We start from the raw sequence: 13,145 nt of genomic DNA on the forward strand, positions 1-13,145 counted from the left end.
ACATTAGAGAAGCCATTTCCCGAGTGCTGAAAGCTACTGGGGTGCTAGCGGGGAGGGTGTTCGTGAACCAGCAGCCCATAAGCTGCAACGAATCCGTCCTTACAGTCTGAAACCAGATCCTCAGATCGTTTCAGACTTGCTCCAAGTTCGCGGTTCGACCCCTCAAGCTCGGCCCAGGTGGGCCGCTGGTTGTCGTCAGACGACAATCGCCTTCCGCGCATGTCTTTCGTCATCCACCGCGAAGCCCGTCAATCGTTGGCGGGCAAGGCGATCCCGTAACGGCGTCGGAGCATCTTTTCCGTTCGCGCCAAGCGATCGCGGCATCGTTGAAGCAGCACACGATTGATTTGATAGGTGGGTTTCATAGCATCCAAACCTTCGCGGTAGGGTCTATGTTCCTACGGCTATTGGCGATGCTCATGCGCACCACCACTCGGACGTCGTGAACACCATTCTCGGTCGGTCCGGTATCCGTGCCGACTTCATAGCGGGGCGGCCACTTGGAAAGCAGCCTAACCATGCAATTAGCATTAGAGCTTTCCGCCGTTTGCCACGACTGCTTTCGCCCAAAGCTAACGCTGGAACGGGGGCTAGCTCGCGCCCGCGAGGCTGCCTACCGAGCTTTCGTCCAGCCCGTCAGTGGCGGATACGTCTTTCGGCAGTAGGAACATCCCCCATGCGAGCTCGTTGGATTCAGACGTCGGTCCTAACCCCGACTGACGCCATGAGGAAAAGAGCAGCCTAAACTTCGCGGCTTAGGACTGCTCTTTTCTTGTCAGCTGCTCGGAAGGCCCGACGCAGGGCGGCGGCAGCGTCAATGCTACAACTCGCCGGCCGCGATAACGATCAGGTCTGCGAGCGGGTAAGTTGCCGCCAGCTTTCGATGCGCCGCGGCCACCACCTTGGTCAGGTGGAATTGAACGAAGTGCTGACGGTCCTCTGCGGTCATCTCGACCGCCTGTTCATTGGACAAGCGCAAATAGACTTCAATGGCCTTCCGAGAGACCGACACACGTCTGCTCTTCCCGTCGATAGGAACGTCCAAAAATGTATTGTCACCGCTCGTTCGCGGCTTGCCCGGCATCATGGTTGTCTCCGTCCAACACCTTTACGAACGATTGGCAGAGACACCGGCGTCCGGAGCTGATTGTCGAGCGGCTAACTCCGTTTGCTGCCGGATCACGCGTAACCGATGAGCGCGGTTTTTCGGGCTCATTTCGTTCCTAGCACAATAGTCGTTAAGGCTGCGTGTCAGCTGACGCAGGCTTAATTCGCTAGGCTCGTCTGATAGATGGAAGGTTGGCGCCGACATAGCGATCTCCTGAACGAGCGGGAGTGGCTATCTCTCAAGCGCATCGTGCTCAGGCAGATTGGTGCGCTATCTACAGGATGGGGCGCGGGCCGGAGTTCCGCAAGTGCCGGGCACCGAATGAGTTTAAGTTCGCGACGGATGTCCAACGCCCATTTCGACCCAAAGCAGACATCTTGCGATCCGGGGGCAGCGTGGAGACACGCCGCGTGGTGAGAAGCGCCGGCCGTGAACGGGCTTGTTGATATCTCCGCTAGGCTTTCGTTAGGTCCCTAAGCGCCGATATGCTAAAACGCGACATCGCGTGAACTTCGTCCCGTAAGCGTCGCGCGCCTGAGAGACCAAATGTGCTCCCGCTTACCGGACGGGCACGAGCTCGGGCTCAAGGCGCTTTAAAATGGCTCGAAAACCAACGCCGGATCAAACTCGCGATGCCAGTGACCGCTGGGAGAACGAAGGTGGACAAGTCTCGCCGAGACGAACCACGCCGCAAGATCTCAGCTCGGAACTGGAACGTTTCGGGATAGAGTGCATCCCGACGACGGTCTACGAATGGGGCGGCTTTCGCTATACGCACGCGAGTGACGCTATCGCTGCCGCCAAGCGAGCGAGGTGATGGCTCCAACCAGAGATGAAGATCGAGGCGTGTTGCGTTGCTGGCATGAGTGGGAGATCAACGGCCGAGACCGCCGCATTGTCCTTTGTGTTGAGACTGCCCTGGAGCTTCGCCCGGGCTATGCTGGGTTCAATCGCGAACAACTCGACGAGCTGATCGATCACGCGACGGAACTGATGCGCGCCAGCAGCGCTCCAATCGATGCACTGCGCATTGTACCGGCACCATAGGGAGCCTGCGCATGTGTTTTGCGCGGCGCAAACGTCGGAGGTGACAATGGCGACTAAGAGGCCCCAGGGCCAATACAGGACTGAACCCAGCGGGGATCACGAGCCCATGGCTTACGTCCTGGTTGGCAGCGTGGCCAGTTACATCAGCGAAAGCTCCTACCGCGAAAAGGAATACGAGCCGAGGTTTGAGGAACTCCCAACGGAGGACGAATACGATCGCTAAACGTCCTCGTTGAGAGCGACGTCCCGCGATGGCCAACTATCTGCATCCCGAATGCGGTCTAAGCCTCAAGCGTCGGCTTTCGACCCATTGCGGACATTAGCGCCATGAGCGAGACTGCGCCTGTGTATCGCAAGGACGCCTTTCGCCTGCACGCGACGTGATTAAGCGGCTTATTGAAATGCGTCGAAACGTGGCATGGCGGACTGGGGCATGGCACTAACAGCCACGCGCGCGGCCCACCCGCACTGGTTCACGCACGATGAAACGTTTGAGAGTCTTGAGCCGCTATTGCATGACGTTGGTGTCGATATGTCGATAACGAAGAAGCCATTCGGCTTCGTTGGGAGCGCCTTGCGCGACAAATAGGCAGTCGAGTCAACAGGAGCGAGTCTCGGACCGAGCCCGCTAGACGTCACGCACTCTTAGGTTCTTTGGGCGGAGTGTGGTACAAGGAGGCATCGCGCGAACTTCATTCCGTAAGCGTCGCGCGCCTGAGAGACCAATTTGCGCTCCCGCTTACTGAAGGGAGCTTCCCATGAGTAGTAAACCTAACAAGGCTGCGCCGCTCAGTGCGTCGCGCGGACATGTGCGCAGAAAGCGTGATACGCCGGAAAATTGTCGTGCAAAGGCTAAGGAAAACCTGGTGCTGGCGATGAACACACTCACCGCCAACGAAAGGGCTCTGCTCGAACGAAGCGCCGCAATGTGGAGCATCCGAGCCGAACAGCTCGAACGCGACCAAGCGAGATTAGCAGCAAAATTGCATCCGCTGGACCCTGAGGCCCAGCGTGTTCGGCTCTAGAGGCGGCAAGGAGGTTATAGCGGCAGCGGTGCCTGCTGTGGCCCATCTCGACTGTCGCAGGTGGCGCGCCCACTTTCGAGTCCATGCACGACGCAATAAACGTCAAAATTGCCCTCACCCCGAAGCGTGGGAGGCGCCGCGGTGCTGCTAATCCGGCGTTGTAGGAAGGGACAATTCACGGACGAGATCTGGCCCAACACACTCACAGACGCGCAGGATGCTTACTGCCAATCGGTGAGGGACGGAGCAGTGGACTTCCTTGAGATTCGCAACGTCGACGACGAACTAGTCTTTCGTTACCCGTTGAAAACAAAGGCCATCGACGGCGCGATGTAGATCCTACCTCACCCCCATTCGGGCATTAGCAAAACCCATCGTCAAACGACGCTTCGACCTCACGAAGCGACGCCACAGCGTTTCAATTCACGCTTCAATAGGATTATTATCATGGACCACACATTTCGCAGTAGTTGGCGTGTGGCGCTTCCGCTTATTTTGACAGCCGTAGTTTTCGGATCAGCCCTCGGTTTCGCATTCTCCTGAGCCTTGAGCCTTAAGTAGAGCGGCCGGCGTGCGACTAGTAAATGCTGGGTTGACACCCCACCTACGCATAGCCGCCTGTCGTTATTGACGGTTCCAAGCGCGCAGCGAGCGCTTCCTTCCATCCCTAGCGCCATTTGGCCGCCTCACAGGCGTACTCCGGTAACGGAAGGGCTCCGCGAATGACCTCTGAGATGTCGCTCCCGCACAGGAAGTATTTTAGCATCTTCAGGTCGGCAGCTGAGGAAGCAGCGATGCGGGTCGAGTGCGAGATTTGGGAAAATGAAGGCGGACATATGAGCGCCGTAGCCGGGCACATCATGCACCGCCGAAGCGCCAAGTCTCCTTATACCGTGGTCCTGCAGAGGCATCTTGGCGAAGCCACGGAGCATCATTTCGCGACGATGCGCGAGGCCGAGGCTTTCATCGGGGAGAACACCCCGATTTCCGGTTCTACACTTTCTACATTGTACGATCGTCCCGCGTCAGATCTTTAAGCATTGTCGGTTGAGCGCATGGAGAGACGCATGAACGACGAAGAAATACTCGCGAGACTGAAGGTCATTGACCAGCGCTTGCGGCAAATGTCAGCTGAGGATGCGGCTTCGGTCCTGGCTGGGGGTCTCAAGTCGGCCGGAATCCATCAGGAAGAGCGCGTACGGCTGATCGCCGAGACAGAACGGATTCTCGATGAGCTGGACGGGACGAATAACAGCTAAGCGCTCACGAGGGACCCGACTTCGGACAACCCGCAGCGCGGCCTTCGCGCGCAGCGATACTCCGCCGCCGCATCGGGCTCGGGCCAAACAGATTCTCGCATCGCACCCAGAAGTGCGCCTGCTCTTCAAGCGCGATCTACGGTCGGCATTGTGGACAGTGCTGCTGGTCGCCCTGCAAATCGCCGTCGGCATTGGACTGACGTTATTCAAGGCGCCCTGGTGGGTCATCATCCTCGTCGCCTACGCGTTCGGCGCCTTCGCCAACCATGCGCTCTTCGTGTTGATTCACGATTACACTCATAACGTCGTGTTCAGGAAAGCGAACGCCAACCGGTTGGGTTCGATTTTCGCCAATATCGCTATCGTCTTTCCAGCAGCGATCGGCTTTCGGAACCATCACCTGCTGCATCACAAATATCTCGGCATTCCCGGCCTGGATGCCGATGTGCCGCCACAAAGCGAAGCGCAATGGGTTGGCACCAGCTCGTGGCGCAAGACGCTCTGGCTCAGCATGTACTGGGCTGTGCAGGCCTTCGTGCGGCCGATGACGGTGAAGGTCGTCCGTACTGTCGATGGTTGGTCGGTTTTCAACGCTGCGGCGATGATGGCAGCGATGGCGCCGATCGTCTGGTTCTTCGGATGGTGGCCCGTGGCCTACCTGTTCGCCTCGACTTTATTCTCGCTTGGCCTGCACCCGGTGGGTGCGCGCTGGGTTCAGGAGCATTTCGTGTTCAGGGAAGGGCAGGAAACATACTCCTACTACGGCCCGCTCAATAAGGTGTCGTTCAATATGGGCTATCATAACGAACATCACGACTTTCCGCAGGTGCCGTGGTCAAGCCTTCCTAGGGTGCGCGCCACGGCGCCCGAGTTCTACGATAGCCTCTATCACCATCGGTCGTGGACAGTGTTGCTGTTCCACGTCCTCTTTAGCCGCAGGTTCAGGCTCCACAATCGTGTCGTGCGGCCGATGCCCGACAATATGAAAGACGTGGTAGCTGCCTAAGCTTCAGACTTTTTGGGTTTGAGCCTGGCTTTGGAGTTTGCTCAGCCTCGGTCAGAACCCGCACGAATTTCCGCACTTCTTTTAGATCCGCTATCGCTAATGTCTGCTTTGGGTGGAAAGCGGAGGCTAGCGCTTTGGAACTCGGTGGAGCGTCCAAACGCTAAGACAGCATGGGGCCACCCGGTGCACGATATCGAGAACTTGCCCGGCGCTGCCGTGCGAACGCTGCGACGGCTTTGACCGACTCGTCGAAGGCTGCGCTGATCGAAATGGCCGATGCACATGATGCTCGAGCAGGCAAGCTCGAGCTGATCGCGAACTCGTAGCCCCCCTACCAAGGCAACTCGAGCTTAATTTCTGCTTTGGCTGGAAAGCGGGCCATTCCACAGTCCGTAAAGAGCCGACGGGCGGATTGTCGGCGCCAATCGCCCTAGCGACCAATCCAAAAAGCGTAGGATATTGGATCAGCTGACCTTAAATCAAAAATTATGCGCGGGGCAGAAATTGCCACGTCGATCAGCTCGATACCAATAAGATAGATCTTCCCTATAATAAAATTTGGGCTTTAAACTGGCAGACAATTGACTTCGGTCTATTGCGTTTCCTCGGAACTGGCCTATAACCCTCGTTGCTACCAGTCGAGATCGACGGTTTTTGGCGCTAAGACGCACCTTCCTCCCTCTTTAACGTCTCCTAGCAGGTACGGCGCCAATTTCGGCGCGTGCCCGGAAAGGAACTCATCATGAAGCTTTTTGGAACCGTGCAGTCATTCGACACGATCAAGGGCAGTGGCGAAATCAAGCCTGAGGTTGGAAGCGACCTGATCCGTTTCCATAAGAGCGCCATCGCGTGGGCCAAGGACCGCCTTCCTACGGTGGGCCAGCGTCTCTCCTATGAGACGGGGACCTACAACAACGCGCCGTGTGCGTTGAACCTTCAGACCGTCTAAGACGAACGACGCGACGCGGGGCGAAATTTCATCGCGTCGAAGGAAGGGCGCCTGACCTCGGTTGGGCGCCCTTCTTTATGTCGCCGTATTCGGTGGAATTATAACTACCCGTAATGTCAGCTTCGGGTCGAAAGCGGACGTTACGGCGCGAGTCTCAAGGACTGGCTTCGCCCATAGGTTCATTCAGCCCTTTACGATGATCGGCACACCGCAAAGCACATCGTTATCCAATACGCAGCAGTAGAAAGATGCAGATGGTGATGCATCCACCGCCGACATCAATAAGCCCGCGCCCCGCGCGGCTCATAAAATCCTTTACGGGCATCGGCTTGAAGGAGCCGCCGGTTGCCGGCTTGATCGCTTCCATTGCCTTGGCAAGCGGAGCCTTGAGGAACTTGGGCGGTTTTTTTTTGCATCCTTGCATTTCGTGAATTCGAGCTTCCGAACGATGCCGTCTTCGACAATTCCGTAAACTTTGGTCGAACAACAGTCTCCGATGAATTCACCAGCCTCGATCTTTGCTCGGCCCCTTGAAAGCCGGTCGGCATCGATGTGGTCGAGGTTGAAGTTTGGCTCGAATTTCGACGGCGTGACGGTGAATTCCAGATCACCATTCACCGTTATCGTCTGCTTGGTGGTGTTTTTCACAGCGCTCCTCCTGTCGAGGGGCGATTCGGCGCATCATGTGTAGCACAAATAGAACGAGTGGGCCGGCCAATGGCAGGAATGGGTCGAAATCAGACCTGAGCTGCTAAGGTCGCATCTGGGTGGAAGTCGGACATTGGCTGATCCGATCAGACGCCCCCGCCTGACCTCATCGCGAACCAGGTGAACGTGAGAAGAACCGTAAGCATTCATATCGTGGACGAGGCACATCAACTACGCAGATCTCGACCTAGCTTCGTTGACCGGCAAGTCGGCTCTCAATCGACGTCTCGGCGGTGCAATCAATAGCCTTTGTTTGGAAACGACTGGTGGCGGCACTTTTAGCTTTCTACCGAATGTAGAGACCCGCAAGTGCCAGGCCTCTGCATGGAGCCAGGCCGATCCGCAGGTCGCACAGGCCGTTCAGCGAGCGCACGAAATTGCGTCGGCAAGCAACTCTTCAATTGCCGCGGGAGTGATCACAATCACTCTCGCGAAGTAGCGCCCCTCCCCAGCCGCGCTACGGTGGCCCCCTGAAACGGGGGCCACTAGCTTCCTTAGTGTCATATCAAGGGCGAGGCGATCCTTACCGCGCACAATGCAGTTCACCGAATGTCCGTTGGGGTCGAAAGCAGACATATACTCTCTCGTCGGCACGGCCATGTCGATTCCAGCCTCCGTCAGTCGTTGGCTGGAACGGCAATCCCGTCACGACGCTGGAGCACCTTCTTCATTTCCGCCAAGCGATCGCGACACCGTTGAAGCAGCACACGACTGATCTGGGTGGCGGGTTTCATGCGATTAGAACCTTCGCCGTAGGGTTGGGCCATGGACATCTGGTCAAGATCCGTTGAGGTTTCGATCGCGTCGATATTGCCTTGAAGCTTCGTCAAGCGACGCTCGCTTCCGAAAGCTTTTCACTATGCGCTCCAACATGTCCCCGCGACGAGTCCATCGCTTTGCGCTTAATCTAAGCCGTTTGCGCTCGTTTCGATTGGTCGAGATTGCCGCGTCCTGTAAATCGGCGGCAGCTCGATCACGACAGCCAACGACAGTATTTTGCGGAAGCTTCGTTTGAACATCTTCCGCGTCGTGAGAGTGGGTCGTGAGCGGGCCTGACTGAGGCTTGATTCTCTCAGGCCCTGGCCGACCTTTAAGACTAACCATCCAAGACAATACTTTCCCCCAGGCGCGCGAGAATGCCATCTAGCCCTTACCCCCTATTTTGTAGTGATGGACTGCCGAACTAGCGGTGTGGGTCTTCACTTGCGGATCGTTTCGTTGAGCGAAGCCACACGCGCTCCAAATTTGCGAACCTCGAGGTGATTCAGAATTATCTCTCCGTCACCCTGAAGTGAAAGCCGTTGCCGCACGCGCAGGCCGCCTTTCATCTTGTAGCTGACATAAGCGCTTGAGCCGGCGACTGTGACGTCCACCGGGCTGGTTGCGTCGGTCAAAGTTCCTGAATACCGGTTTGGTCCAACTAAACGCATCGTCCAGCGACGCACGCGCTTTGGTTTCTCGCCTTCTCGAATTGTCTGGTCGAGAATGAGCGTTTCACCCTGCTTTCGCCCGATACTGTCGACGGTCACACTCGTTGCGTCGCTAAATAGCTTATCCAACCGGCCTTGGCCGTGAGTCCGACCCGTAAAGAAAGCGATGGGATCGAGCGCTTCGGCGGGGGCTAAAGGAGGCTTGTGGGCTGTGCCGCATCCGCTTGCCGCAATTGAGAGCGTCAATCCAATCGTGAGATGCAATGACACAGCCATCGCTGAATTAACGCCCCGATGTCCGCTTCCGACCCTTATCGGACCTAAGCCCCCGGCTAACTCTAGGACCTCCAACGGCCACTCCGATTATCGCAGGTTGACTCGGATTTCGTTCATGAGCCGACGCAGCTCCTGAGTGATTTCTAACTCTTCACCGCCGAAACTGGCAGCGTCGAGATTCTTGCCCAAAGACACGAGGATCATGTCAACAGCGTCAGTTGGCCCATCAGTACTCAGGGCCCCGGGGCTCCCAAACGAGAGATCTTTTGGAGGCATAGCCATGCTCCTTGAACAGCGGGAGCACGACGCCTGGTCTCTCTGCCACCGACTCGCTGAAGGCCACTGTCGGCGATACCGACATTCTTACTCCTATCCAGCCGGGCTTGCTAATGTCGGATGTGGATGGAGCTCGCGTCTGCTTTCGACCCAAAGCGGACTTTAAGCGCGGACGAATAAAGGACGTGATGTAATCAGACTACCTAAGGCCCATCTGAGTCTCAGACATGGAGGCTCAATGGATAGGCTGCTGAGGACTGACGCCGTTCTCGATAGTTTGAACGATGAACGCGATCACATCGCGATCCAGATCAGCTTGCTCTCCGAAGCAGAGAAGGACCCCGCGAAATTGAAGGCTTTGCAGCAGGAGCTGGAAAACCTCGAACGGCGGATCTTTCGGTACCTGCCCGCATAAGAAAGTGCGGCGATCGCACGAAGTCGCCCCCCGCTCTAACTTCAGCTTTCCTTCAGCGTTCGATCCATTGCGGACATTGGAGAGGTCCCCTTCGGGCCGTCGACAGGGCGATCGCACGCTGGCGCGACCGCCCCGATCGGTTCTTCTTAGCGGCCGTACGCCACGTTGCGGCCGATCCGGATGTTGGTCACGGCACCGCGATAATCGACGTTACAACGGAAGCTGACGCTGGCGGCGGGGTAGTTGCGGTTCTGATAGCCGTACGAATTACCGTACTGGCCGGCGTAATCAGAGCTCATCGTTCCAGAAACGCGCAGGCCGTTGTTGCGGCGCTGGACTTCAGTGATCGAGGACACGCGCATCGCACCATGGTAGCCATAGCCGCGATTGTAGCCGTTCGCATTTTGCGCCGCAGTCTGGGTCATCGCCGCGGAGGCGCACTGGGATACGGCCTGGCGGTCGGTCACGTTGTAGCGATTGCCGAGCAGGCCATCGACAATCTGCTGAACCGGGTTCTGCGCATAGCCCTGCTGGGGATAGCCGGGATAGGTCTGCTGATAGCCGTAGCCGGGCTGGCCCGGGTATGGCTGAGGGACCTGCTGCTGGTAGTCGTAGGGATAAGCGCTCTGCGCCGCGGCCGGAACCGCAAGAGCGCCGATCGCCGCGGCAGCGGCGAGATAGTAAGCACGGATTTTCATGGGAAATTCCTTATGGTCTCGCCCGGAAACGCGGGGGAGCTCGACCATCAAACGCGCACTACGGGGTTAAGACGCATGAACCTAAAACAACAAGATCGAAGCTTGGCGTCTTCCCACGCAGACCTGGCATTCGGCCGGTTTGACACCCATTTTGGATTCATCGCTGGTTCCGCTCTCGTAAGCGCCAGCGGTTGAGAGACCAACGCGCTCCCGCCTACAGCAGGAGACCAGTCATGACCCCCCACCGTTCCCGCCTCCGAGGGCTCGACAAATCGCTGGGAAATCGAAGGCGGTCCGGTCCGTTCGCCCGAAATGCTGTCGCGCGACGACCTTCAATCTGAACTGAAGCGATATGGCATCACGCCGATGCAGCTGACCGTTTTTGATTGGGGTGGGTACCGCTATTCAAATGCTAAGGACGCAATCGCCGCGGCGAAGCGGCTGGCGGCTTCGGCCTGAGCCAAGGCCAGACTACTCGATCCGCGAGACTTTCGATTAATTTCAGACATTAGCCACTCCGGAGTAGATCACCTCACGCAGTGAAAGACCGTCAATCGATAGCGGGCGCGGCAATCGCGTAACGACGCTGCAGCATCTTTTCCATTCGCGCCAAGCGCTCACGGCATCGCTGAAGCAGCACACGATTGATCTGGGAGGTGGGTTTCATGTCATCAGAAACATTCGCCGTTAGGTCTGTGTTCCTACGGCTATTGGGCATGCTCACACGCGCCACGTGTCGTGCCCGGCGCACTTATGCTGAGGTCGCTCGGCGACAACGGAACTCCACGCCCCTTGGCCGGTTCGGTATCCGCGTCGGCACTCCCCCCCCCTGGGTCGGCGCTTAGCGGAAAAGAGCAGCCTAGTCCTCGCGGCATAGGTCTGCGCTTTTCTTGTCAGGTGCCCAGGAGGCCCGGCGCAGGCTGTATTGCCGCCAACGTCACATCTCACCCGCACCAATGATGATCAGGTCGGCAAGCGGGTAAGTCGTTGCAAGCTTCCGACGCGCTGCCGCGATTACCCAGCTTAGGTGGAATTGAACGAAGTGCCGGCGGTCGTCCGCGGTCATGTCGGCGCCCTGCTCTTTCGACAGGTGCAGAAAGTCTTCGATTGCTTTCCGAGAGACCGACACGCGTCGGCTCTTCCCGTCTATGGAGACGTCAAAGAACGTATTGTCACCGCTCGTTCGCGGCTTGCCCGGCATCATGCTTGTCTCCGTCAAGCCCTCAACGAACGACTGGCCGGAGTGGGCCATCGAGAACCTAAGCGAACGTCCGCTTCCGACCCATTGCGGACACTAGAGTTCAATGCCAGCTTCCCGCGCGATTGATTGGGGTGGGCATGCATCGGAGAAACCTAGGTTGGTGGACCAGCTTGGCGGTGGAATTGGTCGCTGCCTTGGTATTGGCGTCGCACGCGGAAGCGCAAATGCCGTCGCAGGACTCCCAAGTAGTCGCGCCAACCGTGGACCATCACTTCCACCTCGGCAGCCCTGCGCTTAGCGCTTACGTCGAGCAGCTAAACAAGCTGGATCCGAGCATCTTCGAGCACCTATCGACTGACGTTTTCAGCAAGCCCACTCCCACCACCGTCCTCCGCATGCTCGATGACGCAGGGGTTAAACGAGCGGTTCTGATCTCGTCCGGCCATCTATTCCTGACCGGGGGCAAGGTTTCGGACACGGCGACAGAAGCGCGCGAGCTGCGAGCAGAGAACCGTTTTGTCGTCGACACTGCGCTGGCATCGCGAGGACGCTTCATCGCGTTCATCGACATCAACCCACTCGACCCGAATGCCCTTGACGAATTGGCTTACTGGAAAGGCAAGCCCGGCGTCAGTGGGGTCAAGCTCCATCTCGGAGCAGCAGGGTTCCACGCAAGCTCCCCGGAGCAGGTCGATACGCTGCGGAAGTTCGTCGCTCAGGTGCGTCGGGTGGGTTTGCCATTGGCTATTCACCTGCGTGGTGGAGGACCATTTCCCAAAACGGAGGTTGAGACGTTCATTGCGAAGGTGCTCCCAGAGGCGGGCACCCTTCCGGTGCAGATCGCGCATGGCGGCGGGTACGGCGGTGCGGACACTGCAACGATCGACTCCCTCTCTGCGTTTGGCGACGCGATTGTGCGCAAAGCGCCGGGCACTGAAAACCTGGTCTTCGATATTTCTGGCGTCGTCTTGCCGGACGAAACCGCGAAAGCGTTGGGAAGCAGTGACGCGCAGCTAAAGGTGTTCGTCGGCTTGATGCGCAAAATTGGTTTGGACCGATTTGTCGTGGGCAGCGATTGGCCGGCGATCGGCCCGATAGCGCCTTATTATGCGTTGATGCGAAAGAAGCTGCCTCTGACCGACGCGGAGTGGTCGGAGCTGTGTAGGAACGAAGCGCCGTATATCCGGAAGTCTCGCTAGTCCCTTCTCAATATCCGCCTTCGACCCAAAGCAGGCATTGGCAGCTTAGCTTCTTAACCGGTTCGTCTTAGAGTGCGGGCATGGACTACCGCCTCAACCTTTATTCCAACGGCAAACTCGTCAGCACCGAGCTGATGGACGCATCTCTTGAGGAATCTAAGCGCCTGGCGTGTGCTGCGCTCGAGAGAAGCGGCGCGCATAGAGCAGAGTTGCTAGCCAGCACGGGCTCAATACTCTTTCAACGCTGGGCAGTCTTGTAATCACGGCAAGCGACTCGTTTGGTCGGCGACCGCTCCAATGTCCCCATCAGTTACTCGTAGGTCGTCGATGCCAAATGGGCGGGTCGCGACCCATTGCGGTTATCGCCGGATGGACGGAATCAGCTCAGGCTTTCTTGTCCGCCGTGAAATAGCCAATACCACCGCCAACAAGTGCTCCAATGATCGGACCCACGAATGGTAGCGGGATGGCCACGACCGCGCCGATTGCTGCACCGATCGCCGCTCGCTTGTGGACTGGATTTTCAAGCATTGCCGTGCTCCTCATTA

General features: G+C 57.8%; 17 protein-coding genes and 1 pseudogene. 11 read left to right on the plus strand and 7 right to left on the minus strand.

The window, feature by feature from the left end; translation table 11 throughout:
* Positions 1–820 precede the first annotated feature (820 nt).
* Positions 821–1,087, minus strand: a complete 267-nt coding sequence (locus AC4GYV_RS09950; RefSeq protein WP_491100555.1) for a hypothetical protein — start codon at positions 1,085–1,087, stop codon at positions 821–823.
* 619 nt (positions 1,088–1,706) lie between these two features.
* Here AC4GYV_RS09950 and AC4GYV_RS09955 point away from each other — a divergent pair.
* The 7 genes and pseudogenes from AC4GYV_RS09955 to AC4GYV_RS09985 all read left to right on the plus strand — a co-directional run bounded on the left by AC4GYV_RS09955 (position 1,707) and on the right by AC4GYV_RS09985 (position 6,394).
* Entirely contained in the window at positions 1,707–1,925 is a 219-nt protein-coding gene (locus AC4GYV_RS09955) for a hypothetical protein (RefSeq protein ID WP_491100556.1), read from the plus strand.
* A complete protein-coding gene (locus tag AC4GYV_RS09960) occupies positions 1,925–2,155 on the plus strand; it encodes a hypothetical protein (RefSeq protein WP_491100557.1) in 231 nt (76 codons plus the stop codon). The genes AC4GYV_RS09955 and AC4GYV_RS09960 overlap by 1 nt, the downstream gene beginning before the upstream one ends.
* 1,861 nt (positions 2,156–4,016) lie before the next feature.
* Positions 4,017–4,217, plus strand: coding sequence for a hypothetical protein (locus AC4GYV_RS09965; RefSeq protein WP_491100558.1), 201 nt, complete (start codon positions 4,017–4,019; stop codon positions 4,215–4,217).
* A gap of 30 nt (positions 4,218–4,247) precedes the next feature.
* Positions 4,248–4,439 carry a hypothetical protein gene (locus AC4GYV_RS09970; RefSeq protein ID WP_491100559.1) on the plus strand — a complete coding sequence of 64 codons (192 nt, stop codon included), beginning with the start codon at positions 4,248–4,250 and terminating at the stop codon, positions 4,437–4,439.
* A pseudogene (locus AC4GYV_RS09975) lies at positions 4,411–4,563 on the plus strand (hypothetical protein); the annotation flags it as partial. The gene AC4GYV_RS09970 and the pseudogene AC4GYV_RS09975, both read left to right, overlap by 29 nt.
* Before the next feature lie 33 nt (positions 4,564–4,596).
* On the plus strand, positions 4,597–5,445 hold the full coding sequence (locus AC4GYV_RS09980; RefSeq protein ID WP_491101583.1) for a fatty acid desaturase: 849 nt from the start codon (positions 4,597–4,599) through the stop codon (positions 5,443–5,445).
* A gap of 742 nt (positions 5,446–6,187) precedes the next feature.
* On the plus strand, positions 6,188–6,394 hold the full coding sequence (locus tag AC4GYV_RS09985) for a cold-shock protein (RefSeq protein WP_491100560.1): 207 nt from the start codon (positions 6,188–6,190) through the stop codon (positions 6,392–6,394).
* Positions 6,395–6,709: 315 nt separating this feature from the next.
* On the opposite strand, the gene AC4GYV_RS09990 is transcribed toward AC4GYV_RS09985, so the two are convergent.
* Positions 6,710–7,042, minus strand: a complete 333-nt coding sequence (locus AC4GYV_RS09990) for a hypothetical protein (protein ID WP_491100561.1) — start codon at positions 7,040–7,042, stop codon at positions 6,710–6,712.
* A 226-nt stretch (positions 7,043–7,268) separates the two neighbouring features.
* Here AC4GYV_RS09990 and AC4GYV_RS09995 point away from each other — a divergent pair, with 226 nt between their 5' ends.
* Positions 7,269–7,541 carry a UrcA family protein gene (locus AC4GYV_RS09995; RefSeq protein ID WP_491101584.1) on the plus strand — a complete coding sequence of 91 codons (273 nt, stop codon included), beginning with the start codon at positions 7,269–7,271 and terminating at the stop codon, positions 7,539–7,541.
* Between the two features lie 178 nt (positions 7,542–7,719).
* On the opposite strand, the gene AC4GYV_RS10000 is transcribed toward AC4GYV_RS09995, so the two are convergent.
* Positions 7,720–7,932: a hypothetical protein gene (locus AC4GYV_RS10000; RefSeq protein WP_491100562.1), complete on the minus strand. Its 213-nt coding sequence runs from the start codon at positions 7,930–7,932 to the stop codon at positions 7,720–7,722.
* A 369-nt stretch (positions 7,933–8,301) separates the two neighbouring features.
* Positions 8,302–8,796, minus strand: a complete 495-nt coding sequence (locus AC4GYV_RS10005) for a DUF3833 family protein (RefSeq protein WP_491100563.1) — start codon at positions 8,794–8,796, stop codon at positions 8,302–8,304.
* A 526-nt stretch (positions 8,797–9,322) separates the two neighbouring features.
* Here AC4GYV_RS10005 and AC4GYV_RS10010 point away from each other — a divergent pair.
* On the plus strand, positions 9,323–9,499 hold the full coding sequence (locus tag AC4GYV_RS10010) for a hypothetical protein (RefSeq protein ID WP_491100564.1): 177 nt from the start codon (positions 9,323–9,325) through the stop codon (positions 9,497–9,499).
* Positions 9,500–9,645: 146 nt separating this feature from the next.
* Here the strand turns inward: AC4GYV_RS10010 and AC4GYV_RS10015 are convergent, their stop codons facing one another.
* The gene (locus AC4GYV_RS10015; RefSeq protein WP_491100565.1) at positions 9,646–10,197 is read right to left on the minus strand and encodes a hypothetical protein; all 552 of its coding nucleotides are present in this window, start codon (positions 10,195–10,197) and stop codon (positions 9,646–9,648) included.
* Positions 10,198–10,509: 312 nt separating this feature from the next.
* Here AC4GYV_RS10015 and AC4GYV_RS10020 point away from each other — a divergent pair, with 312 nt between their 5' ends.
* Positions 10,510–10,656 (plus strand): hypothetical protein, encoded by a 147-nt coding sequence (locus tag AC4GYV_RS10020; protein ID WP_491100566.1) that lies wholly within the window; start codon positions 10,510–10,512, stop codon positions 10,654–10,656.
* Positions 10,657–11,134: 478 nt separating this feature from the next.
* Here AC4GYV_RS10020 and AC4GYV_RS10025 read toward each other — a convergent pair whose 3' ends face one another.
* The gene (locus AC4GYV_RS10025) at positions 11,135–11,401 is read right to left on the minus strand and encodes a hypothetical protein (RefSeq protein WP_491100567.1); all 267 of its coding nucleotides are present in this window, start codon (positions 11,399–11,401) and stop codon (positions 11,135–11,137) included.
* A gap of 134 nt (positions 11,402–11,535) precedes the next feature.
* Here AC4GYV_RS10025 and AC4GYV_RS10030 point away from each other — a divergent pair, with 134 nt between their 5' ends.
* Positions 11,536–12,597: an amidohydrolase family protein gene (locus tag AC4GYV_RS10030; protein WP_491100568.1), complete on the plus strand. Its 1,062-nt coding sequence runs from the start codon at positions 11,536–11,538 to the stop codon at positions 12,595–12,597.
* A 384-nt stretch (positions 12,598–12,981) separates the two neighbouring features.
* On the opposite strand, the gene AC4GYV_RS10035 is transcribed toward AC4GYV_RS10030, so the two are convergent.
* A complete protein-coding gene (locus AC4GYV_RS10035) occupies positions 12,982–13,128 on the minus strand; it encodes a hypothetical protein (protein ID WP_491100569.1) in 147 nt (48 codons plus the stop codon).
* Positions 13,129–13,145 lie beyond the last annotated feature (17 nt).

This window comes from Sphingomonas sp. SP4, assembly GCF_058313375.1.